Below are 16191 nucleotides of genomic sequence, written 5' to 3' on the forward strand. Positions count from 1 at the left end.
TGCCCGCATCACCATTCACCAGCACGTCTCGGCTTTGACCAGTCGCCGGCCGGGCTCCTCAACGAGGTGAGGGCCCTGGCCGGGCGACTGGTCGCGGTCATGCCCGTAGCGGGGTGTCCGTCAGCCGAACTCGCCGTTCCTGACCCCGCTGATGAACGCGGACCACTCGCTCGGGGTGAACTTCAGAACGGGGCCGCCGGGGTTTTTGGAGTCCCGTACGGCCTGGCCCCCGCCGGGCAGCGCCGCGACCTCGACACAATTGTCACCTGAGCCTGAATAGGAACTCTTGCGCCAGGTAAGGAGGTGAGACTGGGGGAGATCCATGGTTTCCTCTCGGCTGTAGCTGTGCGGCGGGTTTTGGTCAGTCGAACTGGCCGTTCCTTATGCTTTTGACGAAGGCGGACCACTCCGAGGGCGTGAAGATCAGGCTTGGCTCATCGGGGGCCTTCGAGTCACGTACCGCGACGATGCCAGGAAGGTTGCGGGCGACTTCCACGCAGTTGTTGCCGCCGCCCTGGCTGAGGGTGCTCTTGCGCCATTCGGCGCCGGACAGATCCATCGGTGCCTCACAACCGTTCGATCAATTCGGATAGGTAAGCGATCGAAGCGTCAGCTCCAAGTGCGTCGGCGACGAGGCGCTGCATCATCAGATTATAACGTTCGAGATGTTCTGGCTCTTCGAGATAGAGACCGTCTGTCGGGGTTTCAACGTAGACAACATCTCGGTCGGTGGAATCAGGGAAGCTGAGAATGACGAATTGACCCCACAGTCCGATATGCGGACCGGCTGACATCGGTATGATCTGGACCGTCACATGCTCAAGCGGATGGGTGTTGATCAACTTGCGAAGTTGGCCGCGCATGACCTCTGCATTGCCCACTGGTCGCAGAAGAGCTGCCTCGTCAATGATCGCCCGATAGCGGGGTGAATTCGGCCGCCGCAGAATTTCCTGCCGACGCATCCTTGCTTCTACATGCTTGTCGATCTCTGTGGGGTCGCAGGCCAGAGAAGCCCGAGTCAGTTCGGCTGTGTACGCGGAGGTTTGCAGCAAGCCCGGGATCACGAGGGGTTCGAAGGTGTCGATTGAGGAGGCCTCCGCTTCGAGACCCACGTAGCTGCCGGTGAAGACGCCTTTGTACTGCTCCCACCATCCTCGCTCGCGGGCACCCCGGGCGAGGTCCATGACCGCTTCCCGGTGAGCGTCCTCTGTCCGGTACAGAGCAAGGATGTCCCGGATGTCGCGAGGTCGTGGTCGGGCTGTTTTGCCGGTTTCGAGGCGCGAAATCGTGGCCCGTGACATGTCCAGCGCCTGAGCGACCTCCTCCATGGTCAGGCCGGCAGCCTCGCGCAAACCCCTGAGTTCGGCAGCCAGACGCCGTCGGCGCACCGTCGGACTCTGGCCACTGTATGTCATCGGTTACCTCCAGGGCGTAGGGATGTCGATCGTAGAGCACTCGGTGTAAGGGGAGACATATCGGTCGAGTTTCAGAATGAGAGTTGCAGTTTGGGCCGTGCAGGCCACATCATAGGGCGCGTCAGACGAGCACGCTTTGTAAGGGAAACGTGATTCTGTGTGACACCAGCCGTTGGCTGGGTCGGATTTCGGTCTCGCGTCTCTGGGCTCGCGCACGCCAAGTGCGGCACTCCCTCTGTCGGCCTCGCCCTCGCTGGAGCACTCATGAAGACACCTCGAAACGCCCTTGAGGCGTACTGGGATCTGCCCGCCGATCCCGAAGCGGTCGGTAAGGCGCGCGGCCTCGTACGGGAGGCCCTCGCCGCCTGGGACATGTCCTCCGTGGAGGAGAACGTGACCATGGTGGTGTCCGAGCTGGTGAGCAACGCGATCCTGCACGGCAAGGCGCCGATCACCCTCGCCCTGTACCGGTACGGGCGGGTCGTGCGTGGGGAGGTCACCGACCGCAGCGCTGTGTGGCCGAACCCGGTCCCGGCCGGTCCGGAGGAGGAGCACGGTCGGGGGCTGGCGATCGTTACGGCCTACGCCGACCGGTGGGGCGTCGTACCGGCGTCGGAGGGAAAGTCGGTGGACGGCAAGACCGTCTGGTTCGTCTGCGCGGAGTGGAGGGCTCGGTGAGGGGTCCGCTGCCCATCCTGGACCTGTCCGACGAGGTGCGCCTGTGCGCGGGGTGCGGCACCCACATCGTCACGCTGGCCGCTGCGGTACGCCTGATCTGGGCCGACGTCACCGACGACGTGATCCCGGCCGAGACCGTCAAGCAGATCACCGCGCCGGTCGCCGACATCTGGGTCGACGTCCTGTGCAACCCGTCCTGCCCGCCGGGCGACCACGAACCACACCCGAGCTGAGTACGCCGTCACCGCGCCGTACGGCCGTCACCACCGAACTCATTCACTGCCACCGGCACCCGGTGGACCCGCCCGCGCGGTACCGGCCAACTCGGCACCGCCGTCTGCTTCGACCTGCCCCGTCCCCACCGGCCCTGAACCCGCGACCTCCGGGTTCAGCGGGATCGTTCTCACCGATCCCTTGAACCCGGAGCCGGTTCACGCTCGCGGTCCCCCTTGCCGAGCGTGAACCGGGAAACAGTTGTCGTCCGAGCCGGAGAGTGAGCTCTTTCACCAGGTCAGTTGGTGGGGTCGGGCGAGGTTCAAGTTTTCCTCTCGGAGCATCGCGGTTGGGCGGCTCAGGCGAGGTGGTCGCATTCGCCGGACGTTTGGCGTGCATGCTCGGGCTGATCTGACTACCGTCGTCGCCGTGATGACTGATGGAACTTCAGCGGTACCGGATGCCTTCCGTGATGGGCCGGACACCGATGACCTGAGGAGGGTACGGCAGGAGTTCGGACTGGGAGAGATCCAGGACGCGATGTTCCTCGCACAGGGGCTGATGAACCGTAACTGGCGCCTGGACACCGTCACGGGCGTGTACGCGCTCAAGCTGTTGTGTGACGTCCCCGCCGAGATCGCGCGTCGCAATGCGCTGGTGCTGGGCGCGCTGGCAGCGGCAAAGCTTCCCGTCTGCGCCCCGGTGAGGACCCGAGACGGAGCCGCCGTACTGGAGGTCGACTCACGTCACTATCTGCTCTCTCCATGGGCGCAGGGCACCCACGTCGAAGGAGTCGATCTGCCCCTCAACGAGGTTGCCGATCTCGGGGCGCTGGCGGCCGGCCTCCATCAGGCTCTGAGCGATCAGACGCCCGTGCTTCTGCCGGTGGTCGACATCCGGCCCCGCGTGAAAGTGACCAGCCCGGACAGGGCGCTCGACAAGGCCGACCGGCTCCTGAGCTCGATCAGCGCGGTCGGCGAGCCGAGCGCCTTCGATGACCTGGCCCGCCGGCTGCTCGAAGAGCGCAAAGTTCTTATCGACAAACACCGGGCATCCCCGCCCGCCGAGGGCGAGGCGCCGGGCCCGTTCGGCTGGACACACGGCGACCTGCAGTACCGCAACATCCTGCGTCGTGAGGGGAAGGTGACGGCTGTCCTGGACTGGGATCGGGTCGCGGTCAAACCTCTGGCCGAGGAGGTGGCCAGGACCGCGCAGGTGCAGTTCGGCGGCGAGCACGGTCGTCTCGACCTGGACCGTGTGGCCGCCTTCGTGGGTGGCTACCGCACAGTGCGGCCATTGACCCGTGCTGACCTAGCCGATGCGGTGAACCGGTTGTGGTGGAAGCGCATGTCCGACTACTGGATCTTCGAGTTCCACTACGACCGCGACGACCACGGTCCGGATGCTCTGATGGCCCCCAGCGAACGGCTGCTGAGCTGGTGGACCGACCACCGTCAGGATGTCGAGGACGCCTTCGCCGTAGGAGCCTGACCCACCCGGCCCCCCGCTCGGAATTCGATCATCGCTCGGATGCCTCGCCGGGCGGCAGCATGCTCGAAGGCGATATTGACCTCCTCCAACGGCTGGCGCGAGGTGGCCAGCTCATCGGCGACCAAGTGACCGTCTGCGATCATGCGCATGTAGGCGGGGATGTCGTGCCGGGTACGGACCTCGCTCATGTCACCGGTTATCTACAGAGCGTTTTTCATCGCAGACAGGATGGGAATAGCCTTGATCTTTTCTTGGCTCAAGCTATCCCAATAGAGTCCTTGCGGTCGGCGCTGTGGTCCGCACTCGATGACCTCGTCCGGAGTCACGATCAGATCGACGCTGAAGTCATGCTTGGTTTCCGGCAGTTTGTCGTCAACCACCTGCAGAGAGTGCACCGTCGTCACGATGGTCGTCTCCGGCCCGATCAACCCCGCCTCCTGTAGCAGGGCCACCTCGATGTCGGAGTAGCCAGCGCCCTTACCCAGTCGGACGCCATGCCGATTGACCGCGACGCTGCCGCACACGATCAGATCGACCGGCCGCATGTCGTCCACGCCGATCTTGCGCGACACGGTCGCGGCCACCTCGCTTGACGCGGCTTCGGCCAGGGGCACGGTCAGTGTCGCTGGATCGAGCAGGTAGAACGGCAGCTCCTCGGCCAGCTTTGGCACGGCCATATAGACCAACCGGCCCTCAGTGAGTGCCCGCACCCGGACCGGGAGCTGTGCCTTGTCCGGCACGGACTTGATGACCCGGGCAGCTTGCCACACGGGCAACTCGGCTAGGCGGTCGGCGGCGGCCTCGGCTCCGAAGAAGGTGGGGATACGGCCGTGGACACCGGGCGGTGCGGCCCGCTCCTGCTCCAGCAACGCCCATACTCGTTCGCGGATCGCTTGTTTGGCCTGGTCGGTGCCCGAATTGGTCAACTTCGCTCCCTACGCCGCCGCCATAAGGGTGAGCAGACGGTCGTACACGTCCTGGACGACCGGCATCCGTCGCCAGGGACGCAGTTCCCGGCCCGCTCCGAAAACGATGCCGAGCCCACCGCCACCCCAGGTCCTCTCTACCACTTCTATAGCGATGTGCAGCCAGGCTGCGGCCTCGTCGATCTTCTTCTGACGGATACAGGAGAGGGCCAGATTGCCGAGCACGATCGCTTGGGACTTCGACCGATCGTGTAGGGCTTGCGCCGTATCTTCAAGAATCGACTCAGCGCGCTCGGCGTCGTTGAGAAACAGATAGCAGGAGCCTGCCAGCCGACCATGCTGGGTCGGTGAGAACAGATCTGCCGCCGTGTCCGCGGTGCCGATCTGTTCGAAGTGCGCCTGTGCCAGGCACAAGGCCTGCTCGCAGTCCTGCCGTTGCCCGAGCATGGCTCGCGCCTCCGCCGCGTGCAAGATGGCGAGGCCCGTCAGGACGTGGCTGTTGCCTTTGACCGCTTCGGCTGTCTGCATGGCGAGTGCCAATCCGGCCTGCGGCTCTTTCTCGCCATAGAGGGCAACAAAGCTCGTTCGTAGCAAGGCCAGTCCTTCGGCCGTTGGGTCGTGAATCTGCCGCGCTGCTTCTACGGCTTGCCCAAGGTAGGCACGGGCCGTGGTGTGATCGCGGCGCTGTGAGGCGTCCCAGGCAAGCTGACCCATGAGTGTTGCCGCCTCGGCCTCGACCGCGAACAGTTCGCGGCGCACTCGGCTTGTGGCGGCGTGCGCCTTGAGGAAGCTGACCTGCCCCAGACACTGCCCGGCGTCGGCCAGTAGGGAGGTGGACGGTGCCCTGTCGTAGCGCACATCAAGCTCTTGTACGCGCTCGCGCAGCCGAGCCACGGCCACCAGATCGACGCTGCCGGGGTGTTTGAGGACGTGGTTCAGTCGCTCATCGGGAACGGCTTCGGCTTCTCCGGCCTCGGCGAGCAACTCGTCAAGCTGTTCGATGGACACCTGGAGGACGCGTGCCAGCTTCGGCCGCAACCAGGGCAACGGCTCGGTCTCGCCCGCCTCCCAGCGTGTCACCGTTGACCTGTCGATGCCGAGCCGTTCAGCCAACCGTTCTTGGCTGAAGCCCACGCTTTTCCGGCGCTGCGCGAACCGCTGTCGTCGCGATGCCATCCCCCGCTCCCTTCCGCCGGTCCGGAACGCATTTCAGCTGGTCAGAGGGCTGAACGCCGCAATCCTGAGACAACAGTGCAGCGCTTCTGCCCTGGCGTACATCCGTTACTCCCTGTTGCATTCAGATTACGGTGCGCAGATGCCGGAAGGGAAGCGGTTATGAAAAAGAAAGGGAGTAGCTCCGCTTTCTGGTTTTTATCCGTTTTCGGAATTTTGTAGCACGGCGGCCATGAGCAGTCGCAAGGAGTGTTCGTGAACCAGGACGTTTCTTGTCATCGACAACAGCCGATTACTCGTAGAGGGGGTGAAGGTGATCATTGAAACTATCTGTACTTGGCTGGCCTCGTCATCGCGAAAGGGTTAACGAAGATATGGCGGTGCTACCCGTTCCCAAGGCAATGCCAATCGCTAAGATTGACAATTTCACGAAAGGTCGGCGACCGGTGAGACTGCGAGCCGGTGTGGTTGGCCTCGGCAAGCAAGCCTTGGAGGACCACATTCCAGGGCTCTGTTCGTCCGATGGCGCTGAGTTGGTGGCCATCTGCGATGAGAACCCCGAGATCGTCCGTGAGCATCAGTACCGACTCCGGGTCAACGGCTACACCGACTTCCGGGAGATGTTCAGGGCTGAACAGCTCGACATGGTGATCGTCACTGTGCCGCACCACGTCGGCCGGGCGGTTATCGAGACTGCTGTCGAACATCGCATTCATGTGCTGAAAGAGAAGCCGTTTGCCACCAGCATGAGCGAAGCGCAGGAACTCGCCAAGCAGTGCGAGGAATCCGGCATTCAGCTCATGGTCACGCTGCAACGCCGCTTCAATCCGATCTACACCAGTTTCACGCAACTTGCCGACCAAGTTGGCATGCCATTCGTCGTGGACGCGCAGTACACACTGTTCATTGACGACCCCTCCGAGGGATGGCGTGGCCTGAACGCCAAGGCCGGTGGCGGCTGCATCATTGACATGGGCTACCACCTGATCGACATGATCCTGTGGTACTTCGGCCTACCGGATCGTGTGCTGGCTGACGTCTCGGTGGCTGCCCGGCCAGATCGTGAATACGACGCCGAGGACACCGCACTCATCCACTTCGGCTACGACAGCGGCTTATACGGCTCACTACTGCTATCGCGCTTCATCGGCCCGAAGACCGAACGGATCCGCTTGGTCGGCAGCAAGGGCATGGTGCACTTGGAGCGCGGCCGTATCCAGAGGCTCACCAATGGCGGCGACGTCATCGAATCGCTGTCGCGTGAACAGGCATGGCCATCGGCGGCTACCTGCCAGATCGACTACTTCTGCAGGGTCATCGAGGGCTTGCGGCCGAACCTCAGCGGTCCGAAAGAGAATTTGGCGCACATGAGCTTCATCGCCGCTTGCTACGAGTCAGCCAAGACCCACGTCTACATCAACCCCAAGGAGATGCTGTGAACTCACCCCTGGCGCTGCTCGGTGGTGCACCAACCATCACCCAGTCCGCACCGCATTTCACCTGGCCGCCGAGTGAAACCACCACGGCGGCCGTGCTGAGCCAACTCGGGAAAGGTATCTCGATCTACAACCGTTCGGGTGTCATCGAACTGCTGGAGAACGAGCTGTGCAACTACCACGGCATCGCGCACGCCATCCTCACCAGTTCGGGGACGGCGGCACTTCATTCGATGTACGCGGCCTGCGAACTCGGGCCGGGGGATGAGGTGATCGTGCCCGCGTACACGTTCTTCGCCACGGTTACGCCACTGCTGCACCTGGGTGCGGTCCCTGTCCTGGCCGACTGTGACGAGTCGGGCAATCTCGATCCGCAGGACGTCGTACGACGGATTACTCCGAGCACCAAAGCCATGGTCGTCACGCATATGTGGGGACAGCCGGCCGCGATGCAGGCGCTCAAAAGCATCACGGATGAGCACGACCTGATCCTCCTGGAGGACGGTTCGCATGCCCACGGCGCAACCATCGATGGCCAGCGGATCGGCACCTTCGGACGTGCCGCCGCTTTCAGCATGAACGGACCCAAGCCTCTCTCTGCCGGGGAAGGTGGCTTCGTCCTGACCGCCGACGATGAGGTCTATTACCGCGTGCTGCTGCACAGCCAGTACAACAAGCGGTGTCGCAGCGAATTGCCATCCGATCATTCGCTCTACCGCTACGCCACCACCGGCATGGGGCTCAAGTCCCGCATCCACCCCCTGGCAGCCGGCATCGCTCTTGACCAACTTGGGTATCTGAACGGCTACCTGAAAGGACGTGCCACCACTGCGGAGTATCTGTGCGAGCGCCTGGCCGAGTTGCCGGGCATCATCGTGCCGGAACGGCCGCTCGGCGTGCGTGCTTCCTGGTACGGCTTGCCGCTCCGCTACGCCATGAACGAGCTTGACGGCCTGCCTATCGAACGCTTCTACAAGGCGCTGCAGGCCGAGGGGTGCCACGAGGTAGATCGGCCCGGTTCGACCTGTCCACTCAATCTCCTTCCGCTGTTCCAGGAGCCGGGGCCATTGTTTCCCGAGTACAGCGAAAGGATCAACTATTCGCCCGGCGATTTTCCGAATGCCGAGGCGATTCACCGAGACACTCTCAAGCTTCCGGTATGGCACAGGGAGGAGGAAATTCCGCTGGTCGATAGCTATATCGAGGCGTTCCGCAAGGTGACCGAGAATTATCGCGACCTCCTCTAGGGTAAGGAATCATGGATCAATCTGCTCTCCTCGAAGAACTCAGTGCCGAGGCCGAACGTGACGGCGTTCAACAATTCGTCGTTGGCGCGGTCGTGCAACACGACGGCAAGGTGCTTCTCCTTCGACGGCCGGAGGACGACTTCATGGGCGGCATCTTCGAGCTGCCCAGCGGCAAGGCCAAGGTGGGTGAAACGCTGGACTCGGCACTGATCCGGGAGGTCGAGGAGGAAAGTGGCCTCGACGTCGTCGCTATCCGCGACTACCTGGGAAGCTTCGACTACACGTCCGGCAGCGGCAAGAAGAGCCGCCAGTTCAATTTCGTCGTGGACGTGGCCGCTCCCAAACCCATCAAGCTCCAGGAGCATGACGCCTACATCTGGAGCGCGCTCGCCGGCGAGCAGCCCGTGACGGACGCGGTGAAGGGCATTATCGGAAAGTATCGAAAACTACAGGGTGATTAGCTGGATTTTCTTAGTGAGATTGTGGCGTCACATCGGAAATTCGATATCAATTAACGCAATACGCTCGTTTCGGTCATGGCGAGCGGAGGCAATCCCCGGCGTCCTCGGGCCTGGTGACGCAACCACCGGCCCGAGGACTGGATCAGGAACTCGGAGCCCTCTGACCTATGAAGAACCCTAGCTCCATCCCCCCACATCTCGTAAGAAATGACAAGAACACCCGGGAGGCGTACTGGGATCTGCCCGCTGATCCCGAAGCGGTCGGTAAGGCGCGTGGCCTCGTGCGGGAGGTCCTCGCCGCCTGGGACATGTCCTGCGTGGTGGAGAACGTGACCATGGTGGTGTCGGAGCTGGTGAGTAACGCGATCCTGCACGGTAAGGCGCCGATCACCCTCGCGCTGTACCGGTACGGGCGGGTCGTGCGTGGGGAGGTCACCGATCACAGCGCCGTGTGGCCGAACCCGGTTCCGGCCGGTCCGGAGGAGGAGCACGGTCGGGGGCTGGCGATCGTCACTGCCTACGCCGACCGATGGGGCGTCGTACCGGCGTCGGAGGGCAGGCCGGTGGACGGTAAGACCGTCTGGTTCGTCTGCGCGGAGTGGAGGGCTCGGTGAGTGGTCCGCTGCCCATCGTGGATCTGTCCGACGGGGTGCGCCTGTGTGCGGGGTGCGGCACCCACATCGTCACGCTGGCCGCAGCGGTACGCCTGATCTGGGCCGACGTCACCGACGACGTGATCCCGGCCGAGGCCGTCGAGCAGATCACCGCGCCGGTCGCCGACATCTGGGTCGACGTCCTGTGCAACCCCTCCTGCCCGCCGGGCGAACCCCGAGCTGTACCGTGACTGACCCATCGTCCCTGTAACGGCAACACCACCCGATGGCGTTCTGTCACCGCGACCTCAGCGGCCCACACCGCGGCTACAAGGCGGCGTGGGCCGGTCCCCTCTGGCGAACGTCGATATCGGCGAACGGCTATGCCCAACGGCGAAGGGCGTCGACCGTCGTTTCCGGTGAGGTGTTGAAGCAGAACCGGATTCCGGGTGCCGTCTCCACCAGCACGTTGATCAGCCGTTCGAACAGTGGGGTGTGCTCGGGTGCCATCCGTACACCAGCCCCGATCATGACCAGATCGAAGGCGCCCTCGGACAGCCGTTCACGGACGGTCCTCTCCGCCGCGTCCGGATCGGTGCCGATCAGGCACGGCACGGCGTCGAAACCCGCCGCCCGCAGAGCCGCGTCGCCCTGTTCGATGCGTGCGGTGAGCGTCGCCTCGTCGAGGCCGGGATACCGGGTGTAGTCGATCACGTTCGGGTGTAGCCCGATCGTCAGGATCGTCGCCATCTCGCTCCTACCAGGGGACGGGGCCGTTGCGGTCGAAGAAGCCTCCGGTGGGCCCATCAGGGTCCACAGTGGCCAACTTGATGATCGCATCGGCCCCCTCCTCGACGGTGTGGACACCGGTGTGATGGTTCATGTCGGTGGCGGGGTTGCCCGGATCGGCGGCGTTGACCTTGAACTCGGGCAGCGCTCGGGCGTACTGGGACACGATCATGTTGAGCGCCGTCTTCGACGAGGCGTAGTCCAGGGCGAGGAAGCCGGACTCGGGGCGGGTGGGGTCGCCGGCGTGTGTCAGCGAGGCGAGACCGCTGGACACCACGACGACGCGGGGTCGTTCTGACCTGCGCAGTAACGGCAGGAACGCGTGGGTGACCCGTACCTGGCCGAACACGTTGACCTCGTACAACTCCCGTAGCGCGTCGGCGCGCATCTCGGCCGGGTCCAGCAACGGGCCACCGACCCCGGCGTTGTTGACCAGCACATCCAGACGATCCACGCGCCCGGCCACGGTTTTCACGGCCGTCGCCACGGACTCGTCCGAGGTCACGTCGAGTTCGACGAACTCGACGTCGAGCCCTTCGGCCGCCAGCGTGTCCGCGGCACGCATGCCGCGTTCCCGGTCCCGGGCACTCAGCAGGACCAGCCATCCGCTCCCGGCCAGGCGGCGCGCGATCTCCCGGCCCAGCCCTTTGTTCGCTCCGGTGACCAACGCCACCGTCTTCATGTCTGTCATGAGGGCGATCGTCGAGGCACGCGTCCGGGCACGCCAGGGCCGCCGGGGCATGGGACCGGCGGTACCACCCGGCCCTCGCGGTCCGTGCGGCATCATCGAGGAGTGGACCGCGCCGAACTCGCCGAAGTACTCCGCACAGCCCGAGCCCGTGTGCGACCGCAGGACGTCGGGCTGCCGTCGGGAACGCGCCGTCAGGTGCCGGGCCTGCGCCGGGAGGAAGTGGCCCTGCTCGCGAACCTGAGCGTCGATTACGTGGTCCGCCTTGAGCAGGGGCGCGGGCCACGGCCTTCGAGGCAGGTCGTCGCCGCGCTGGCCCAGGCTCTGCGGCTCGACGACGACGACCGCGACTTGGTGTTCCGGCTCGCCGGTCATGAGCCGCCTCAGACCGGACGCGTCGCGACGGTCATACGGCCGAGTGTGTTCCGGCTGCTGGACCGCATGGCGGACCTGCCCGTGATGGTGCTGTCGGCCAAGGGAGACGTGCTGGCCTGGAACCCCCTCGCGGCGGCGCTTCAGGGCGACATGTCCGTGTGGCCGCAGCGGCAAAGGAATCTCATCTGGCAACGTTTTCTCGGCAGTAGTCGCTGCCAGGTCGCCGCGGGCCCCGACGAGGACGACGCGGCCGCCCGTGCCTCGGTCGGCACGTTGCGTGCCGCCCAGGCCCGGTATCCCAATGACCCCGAACTGGCGCGAATGATCACAGAGCTGCGTCGTGGCAGCCCCCGGTTCGACGAGCTGTGGCGGGAGGGACGGTCCTCCTCATGGCGTACCGCGACCAAGAGCATCGCCCACCCCTCGCTGGGGACCGTCACCCTCGACTGTGACACTCTCCTGCTTCCGGACAGCGACCAGACCGTGCTCGTGTACTCGGCCGAGCCGGGAACCCCCGAGGCCACGGCGCTCGACCTGCTGCGGGTGACCGGACTGCAGCATTTCTGAGGCGCAGCCCTGTCGCATACCGACCGAGGTGCGCGCCGTCACCGCCGTCAGCGGTCCGAGCGCGTCGGCGACCACGAACCGTTTACCGATGATGCTCATGGAGTGTTACGTGAATTCGACGAGCTGCCGTCTCGTGATGGCGCTGGCCCTGTCCATCTCCATGACCTCCGGCTGCGGCGCTCGGCAATCTCCGGCCGAGGGAAACGGACAGGCAACCGGAACGACATACCGCATAGACACATCGGTGCTTCGGGCGATGATTGTCGACTACGACCACAAGAGTTCACCCGAGGAACTGGTTAAGTCCAGGAATCATGACGCCATCGTCATCGGAAGTGTCGAGGGGTTCGAGCAAGGGCGAGACATATATGACATCGAGGGTGACCCCTATCCGGAAAAGCGTGTGGTCATGCACGTTCGCGTCGACTCCACCGTAAAGGACAACGGGATTGTCAGTGGCGGCCGCGTCTATGTCGACCTGGACCAGGGAGGGCTATATCACGATGGGACGCCCAGTAGGTCTCTTGACGATTTCCGAAAGGCCGTACCTGCCGGTGTGAGAGTGATGCTCTTCCTCTTCTCGGATCGGCGAACGGCCCTTCGAATCGAAGGGGCTGAGAACGGCCTACCGAGCGGTGCCGTTCTGGCGGCCCCGGACCCCCAGGGGATGGTCTTCGACGACGGCTCGAAACTCGTGGGCGGACAGGAGGACCTGGAGGGCGAGTGGAAGGCGATGGGGAGCGTCGACGAAGTCGCCCTTCGGGTGAAGAAGGCGCTGGGCGTCGAATGACCCGATGACAAACCATCGGTGTCCGGACTGCAGGGGGAGCTCGACTGTGACACTCTCCTGCTTTCGGATAGCGACCAGGCCGTGCTTGTGTACTCGGCCGAGCCGGGAGCCCTTGAGGCCACGGCGCTCGACCTGCTGCGGGTGACCGGAGTGCAGCATTTCTGAGGCGCAGCCGTATCGCATGCCGGCCGAGATGCGCGCCGTGGCGGGCAAGGGTGATCTCCCGTGGTTCGGTCAGCAGCAGCCGGTGCTCGCCGCGGCGCCGACCGGCTGACCCGGGGCCTGCTCGGAGGCAGGGCCGCAGGCGCACGGGGCCGCGGGGTCCTGGTCGGCGGTCGCGGACTTGCCCAGGACGTCGGCGTCGGCCTTGACCACGTACACCTCCCACGGCTCGGCGCCGGGACCGGTCACCCACACCTTGTCCTGCAGGGCGTAGCAGCATGAGGTGTCGTTCTCTTCGAAGGTGGCGAGCCCGGCGTCCTTCAGTCGCCGGGTGGCCGCCTCCACCTGGGCGGTGTCGGTGACCTCGACGCCCAGGTGGTCCAGGCGGGTGTCGTGGCCTTCCTCGCCCTCCAGGAGCACCAGCTTCAGCGGCGGCTCGGCGATGGCGAAGTTGGCGTAACCGGGGCGCCGTTTGGCGGGCTCCACGCCGAACAGCTTGGAGTAGAAGGCGATCGAGCCCTCCAGGTCGGCGACGCGCAGGGCGAGCTGGACACGGGACATGGTGATCCTCCGTGAGGTTCCGGCGGGCGGTGGCGGTCACCACCCGCACCGCTGTTTCGATGAACATCTATTCAGCGGGCATCGCCAGCTTGCAATACTGCTTAGAGATCTGTCAACTTAGAGCTATGTCGAAACAAGCGTTGCCGATCGTGGACCTGGCCGGGACCGACGAGGCCGGGCAGGCGTGCTGCGCGCCGCTGGTGTGCGAGCCGCTGAACACGGCCGAGGCCGAGGAACTGGCGCCGTTGTTCAAGGCGATCGCCGATCCGGTGCGGCTGCGCCTGCTGTCGCTGATCGCCTGCCATGAGGGTGGCGAGGCGTGCGTGTGCGACCTGACCGGCGCCTTCGAGCTGACCGGGCCGACCATCAGCCACCACCTGAAGGTGCTACGCCAGGCCGGACTGATCGACTGCGAACGGCGCGGCACCTGGGTCTACTACTGGGTCAACCCGGGCGTGCTGGCGCGGCTGTCGGCGATCCTGGGTCCGCGCCTGCCGGCGATGGCGTGAGCGGCACCGCGCAGGCACCGTCCACCCCGGCAGGGGCCGAAGCGGTGCCGCCGGTGCGGTTGTCGACGCTGGATCGGTTGCTGCCGGTCTGGATCGCCGCCGCGATGGCCGCCGGGCTGGTGGCGGGCCGAACGGTCCCCGGCCTGGGCGCCGCTCTGCAGGTCGTGCAGGTCGACGGCATCTCGCTGCCGATCGCGCTGGGCCTGCTGGTGATGATGTATCCGGTGCTGGCCAAGGTCCGCTACGACCGGCTGGAGACGGTGACCGGTGACTGGCGGCTGCTGGTCACCTCGCTGGTGCTGAACTGGGTGGCCGGCCCCGCGCTGATGTTCGCCCTGGCCTGGCTCTTCCTGCCCGACCTGCCCGCCTACCGCACCGGCCTGATCATCGTCGGGCTGGCCCGGTGCATCGCCATGGTCGTCATCTGGAACGATCTGGCCTGCGGGGACCGGGAGGCCGCCGCCGTGCTGGTCGCGCTCAACAGCGCCTTCCAGGTGATCGCCTTCGCCGGGCTCGGCTGGTTCTACCTGGTCGCGCTGCCGGGTTGGCTCGGCCTGCCCGCCGCCGCACTGGACGTGTCCACCTGGGACATCGCCCGTTCCGTGCTCATCTTCCTCGGAATCCCGCTGGCGGCCGGATACCTCACCCGCCGTCTGGGGGAGAGGACCAAGGGCCGCACCTGGTACGAGACCCGTTTCCTGCCGAAGATCGGCCCGGTGGCGCTGTGGGGGCTGCTGTTCACCATCGTGATCCTGTTCGCCCTGCAAGGCGACGCGATCACCTCCAAGCCGCTCGACGTCGCGCGGATCGCGCTGCCGCTGCTGGTCTACTTCGCGCTCATGTGGATCGGCGCCTTCGCCCTGGGCCATCTGGTCGGTCTGGGATACGCGCGCACCGCGACGCTGGCGTTCACCGCGGCGGGCAACAACTTCGAACTCGCCATCGCGGTCGCGATCGCCACCTTCGGCGTAACCTCCGGCCAGGCCCTGGCCGGAGTGGTCGGCCCGCTGATCGAGGTCCCCGTCCTGCTCGCGCTGGTCTACCTCTCCCTGGCCCTGCGCCACCGCCTCGCCCGCGGGTGATCGGAGAACCCTCATGTCCCTGTCCTTCGACCGGCTACGGGCCGCCCGCGTTCAAGGAGCCTTCATGTCCACCGTCCCCGAGGTTTTGTTCGTCTGCGTGCACAACGCCGGACGCTCCCAGATGGCCGCCGCCCTGCTGCAGCATCACGCAGCCGGAGGTGTCACCGTCCGCTCGGCCGGATCCGCCCCCGCCGACTCCATCAACCCGGCCGTCATCACGGTCATGGACGAGCTCGGCCTTGACCTGAGGCGCGCGTTCCCCAAACCGCTCACCGGCGAGGCCGTCCAGGCCGCCGACGTGGTCGTCACCATGGGCTGCGGTGACGCCTGCCCGATCTTCCCCGGCAAACGCTACCTGGACTGGCAGCTGGCCGACCCGGCCGGCCAGGGCATCGAACAGGTACGCCTCATCCGCGACGAGATCGACGCACACGTCCGCGCACTGCTGGCCGAACTGGTCCCCGCCGCGGGCCGAGCATGACCACCACCGCGGGGCCGCGCGTCACGGCCATGACCGCGAGGCATGGCGCGCAGGTGCTGGACATCTACCGGCTCGGCATCGACGAGGGCCAGGCGACCTTCGAAACCACCGTCCCGGCCTGGGAACACTTCCTGGCGGCCAAGCTGCCCGCCCACAGTCACGTCGCGGTCGACAGCGACGGTGACCGGGCCGGTGACCGGGTGCTGGGCTGGGTCGCGGCGACGGCGGTCTCCGACCGGTGCGCCTATGCCGGGGTGGTCGAGCACTCGGTCTACGTCCACCCCGAGGCCCGAGGCCGCGGTGTCGGCTCCGCGCTGCTCGCGGCGCTGATCGCCTCCACCGAGGCCGCCGGAATCTGGACGATCCAGTCCGGTGTCTTCCCCGAGAACACCGCGAGCCTCGCCCTGCACGCACGCGCCGGGTTCCGGGTGATCGGCACCCGCGAGCGGATCGGACGCCACCACGGTGTCTGGCGTGACGTCGTACTGATCGAGCGCCGCAGCCCGGTCGTTTCCTGACGCGGCCCCCGAGTTCGTCGGCTCGCACCGGACGTC

Annotated in this window: 23 protein-coding genes; 15 read left to right on the top strand and 8 right to left on the bottom strand. The window is 65.5% G+C overall.

Annotated elements, in window-relative coordinates; translation table 11 throughout:
* Positions 1-120: 120 nt before the first annotated feature.
* From ACIBH4_RS02620 to ACIBH4_RS02630, 3 genes are read right to left on the bottom strand one after another with little or no spacing between them, the layout of a single operon-like run.
* Positions 121-324, bottom strand: coding sequence for a DUF397 domain-containing protein (locus ACIBH4_RS02620; RefSeq protein ID WP_362763315.1), 204 nt, complete (start codon positions 322-324; stop codon positions 121-123).
* A gap of 37 nt (positions 325-361) precedes the next feature.
* Positions 362-559 (bottom strand): DUF397 domain-containing protein, encoded by a 198-nt coding sequence (locus ACIBH4_RS02625; RefSeq protein ID WP_362512186.1) that lies wholly within the window; start codon positions 557-559, stop codon positions 362-364.
* A 7-nt stretch (positions 560-566) separates the two neighbouring features.
* Complete coding sequence (locus ACIBH4_RS02630) at positions 567-1415, bottom strand: helix-turn-helix transcriptional regulator (RefSeq protein ID WP_362512189.1); 849 nt, start codon at positions 1413-1415, stop codon at positions 567-569.
* Positions 1416-1679: 264 nt separating this feature from the next.
* Here ACIBH4_RS02630 and ACIBH4_RS02635 point away from each other — a divergent pair, with 264 nt between their 5' ends.
* The 3 genes from ACIBH4_RS02635 (at position 1680) to ACIBH4_RS02645 (ending at position 3797) form a co-directional block, all read left to right on the top strand.
* Positions 1680-2093, top strand: coding sequence for an ATP-binding protein (locus tag ACIBH4_RS02635; protein WP_362512192.1), 414 nt, complete (start codon positions 1680-1682; stop codon positions 2091-2093).
* Positions 2090-2326: a hypothetical protein gene (locus tag ACIBH4_RS02640; RefSeq protein ID WP_362512195.1), complete on the top strand. Its 237-nt coding sequence runs from the start codon at positions 2090-2092 to the stop codon at positions 2324-2326. Before ACIBH4_RS02635 ends, ACIBH4_RS02640 begins: the two co-directional genes overlap by 4 nt.
* A 412-nt stretch (positions 2327-2738) precedes the next feature.
* Positions 2739-3797: a phosphotransferase gene (locus ACIBH4_RS02645; protein WP_362512197.1), complete on the top strand. Its 1059-nt coding sequence runs from the start codon at positions 2739-2741 to the stop codon at positions 3795-3797.
* Between the two features lie 200 nt (positions 3798-3997).
* Here the strand turns inward: ACIBH4_RS02645 and ACIBH4_RS02650 are convergent, their stop codons facing one another.
* Both ACIBH4_RS02650 and ACIBH4_RS02655 read right to left on the bottom strand, forming a co-directional pair.
* Positions 3998-4723, bottom strand: a complete 726-nt coding sequence (locus ACIBH4_RS02650; protein WP_362512200.1) for a 5-formyltetrahydrofolate cyclo-ligase — start codon at positions 4721-4723, stop codon at positions 3998-4000.
* A gap of 9 nt (positions 4724-4732) precedes the next feature.
* Complete coding sequence (locus ACIBH4_RS02655) at positions 4733-5899, bottom strand: helix-turn-helix transcriptional regulator (protein WP_362512204.1); 1167 nt, start codon at positions 5897-5899, stop codon at positions 4733-4735.
* Between the two features lie 443 nt (positions 5900-6342).
* Between ACIBH4_RS02655 and ACIBH4_RS02660 the strand changes: the two genes are divergently transcribed.
* The 5 genes from ACIBH4_RS02660 to ACIBH4_RS02680 all read left to right on the top strand — a co-directional run bounded on the left by ACIBH4_RS02660 (position 6343) and on the right by ACIBH4_RS02680 (position 9884).
* Entirely contained in the window at positions 6343-7335 is a 993-nt protein-coding gene (locus tag ACIBH4_RS02660; protein ID WP_362512207.1) for a Gfo/Idh/MocA family oxidoreductase, read from the top strand.
* Positions 7332-8579 carry a DegT/DnrJ/EryC1/StrS family aminotransferase gene (locus ACIBH4_RS02665; RefSeq protein WP_362512210.1) on the top strand — a complete coding sequence of 416 codons (1248 nt, stop codon included), beginning with the start codon at positions 7332-7334 and terminating at the stop codon, positions 8577-8579. Before ACIBH4_RS02660 ends, ACIBH4_RS02665 begins: the two co-directional genes overlap by 4 nt.
* 11 nt (positions 8580-8590) lie before the next feature.
* Positions 8591-9040, top strand: a complete 450-nt coding sequence (locus ACIBH4_RS02670; protein ID WP_362512213.1) for an NUDIX domain-containing protein — start codon at positions 8591-8593, stop codon at positions 9038-9040.
* A gap of 167 nt (positions 9041-9207) precedes the next feature.
* Entirely contained in the window at positions 9208-9654 is a 447-nt protein-coding gene (locus ACIBH4_RS02675; RefSeq protein ID WP_362512216.1) for an ATP-binding protein, read from the top strand.
* Positions 9651-9884 carry a hypothetical protein gene (locus ACIBH4_RS02680; RefSeq protein ID WP_362512219.1) on the top strand — a complete coding sequence of 78 codons (234 nt, stop codon included), beginning with the start codon at positions 9651-9653 and terminating at the stop codon, positions 9882-9884. The genes ACIBH4_RS02675 and ACIBH4_RS02680 overlap by 4 nt, the downstream gene beginning before the upstream one ends.
* 130 nt (positions 9885-10014) lie before the next feature.
* Here ACIBH4_RS02680 and ACIBH4_RS02685 read toward each other — a convergent pair whose 3' ends face one another.
* Positions 10015-10383 (bottom strand): hypothetical protein, encoded by a 369-nt coding sequence (locus ACIBH4_RS02685; RefSeq protein WP_362512222.1) that lies wholly within the window; start codon positions 10381-10383, stop codon positions 10015-10017.
* A 7-nt stretch (positions 10384-10390) separates the two neighbouring features.
* On the bottom strand, positions 10391-11113 hold the full coding sequence (locus ACIBH4_RS02690) for an SDR family oxidoreductase (protein WP_362512225.1): 723 nt from the start codon (positions 11111-11113) through the stop codon (positions 10391-10393).
* A gap of 102 nt (positions 11114-11215) precedes the next feature.
* Here ACIBH4_RS02690 and ACIBH4_RS02695 point away from each other — a divergent pair, with 102 nt between their 5' ends.
* The 3 genes from ACIBH4_RS02695 to ACIBH4_RS02705 all read left to right on the top strand — a co-directional run bounded on the left by ACIBH4_RS02695 (position 11216) and on the right by ACIBH4_RS02705 (position 13007).
* On the top strand, positions 11216-12052 hold the full coding sequence (locus ACIBH4_RS02695) for a helix-turn-helix transcriptional regulator (protein WP_362512228.1): 837 nt from the start codon (positions 11216-11218) through the stop codon (positions 12050-12052).
* Positions 12053-12140: 88 nt separating this feature from the next.
* Positions 12141-12842 (top strand): hypothetical protein, encoded by a 702-nt coding sequence (locus tag ACIBH4_RS02700; protein ID WP_362512231.1) that lies wholly within the window; start codon positions 12141-12143, stop codon positions 12840-12842.
* A gap of 18 nt (positions 12843-12860) precedes the next feature.
* On the top strand, positions 12861-13007 hold the full coding sequence (locus ACIBH4_RS02705) for a hypothetical protein (RefSeq protein WP_362512234.1): 147 nt from the start codon (positions 12861-12863) through the stop codon (positions 13005-13007).
* 69 nt (positions 13008-13076) lie between these two features.
* Here the strand turns inward: ACIBH4_RS02705 and ACIBH4_RS02710 are convergent, their stop codons facing one another.
* Positions 13077-13565, bottom strand: coding sequence for an ArsI/CadI family heavy metal resistance metalloenzyme (locus ACIBH4_RS02710; RefSeq protein ID WP_362763309.1), 489 nt, complete (start codon positions 13563-13565; stop codon positions 13077-13079).
* Positions 13566-13690: 125 nt separating this feature from the next.
* On the opposite strand from ACIBH4_RS02710, the gene ACIBH4_RS02715 reads away from it, so the two are divergent.
* From ACIBH4_RS02715 to ACIBH4_RS02730, 4 genes are all read left to right on the top strand, one after another.
* Positions 13691-14074, top strand: a complete 384-nt coding sequence (locus ACIBH4_RS02715) for a metalloregulator ArsR/SmtB family transcription factor (protein WP_362763306.1) — start codon at positions 13691-13693, stop codon at positions 14072-14074.
* Positions 14071-15156, top strand: coding sequence for an ACR3 family arsenite efflux transporter (gene arsB, locus ACIBH4_RS02720; protein WP_362763303.1), 1086 nt, complete (start codon positions 14071-14073; stop codon positions 15154-15156). The genes ACIBH4_RS02715 and arsB overlap by 4 nt, the downstream gene beginning before the upstream one ends.
* 64 nt (positions 15157-15220) lie before the next feature.
* Positions 15221-15637, top strand: a complete 417-nt coding sequence (locus ACIBH4_RS02725; RefSeq protein ID WP_362512247.1) for an arsenate reductase ArsC — start codon at positions 15221-15223, stop codon at positions 15635-15637.
* Positions 15634-16155, top strand: a complete 522-nt coding sequence (locus ACIBH4_RS02730) for an N-acetyltransferase family protein (protein WP_362763300.1) — start codon at positions 15634-15636, stop codon at positions 16153-16155. The genes ACIBH4_RS02725 and ACIBH4_RS02730 overlap by 4 nt, the downstream gene beginning before the upstream one ends.
* Positions 16156-16191 lie beyond the last annotated feature (36 nt).

The sequence above is a fragment of the Streptosporangium sp. NPDC050284 genome (genome assembly GCF_044459525.1).
Lineage (GTDB): Bacteria > Actinomycetota > Actinomycetes > Streptosporangiales > Streptosporangiaceae > Streptosporangium.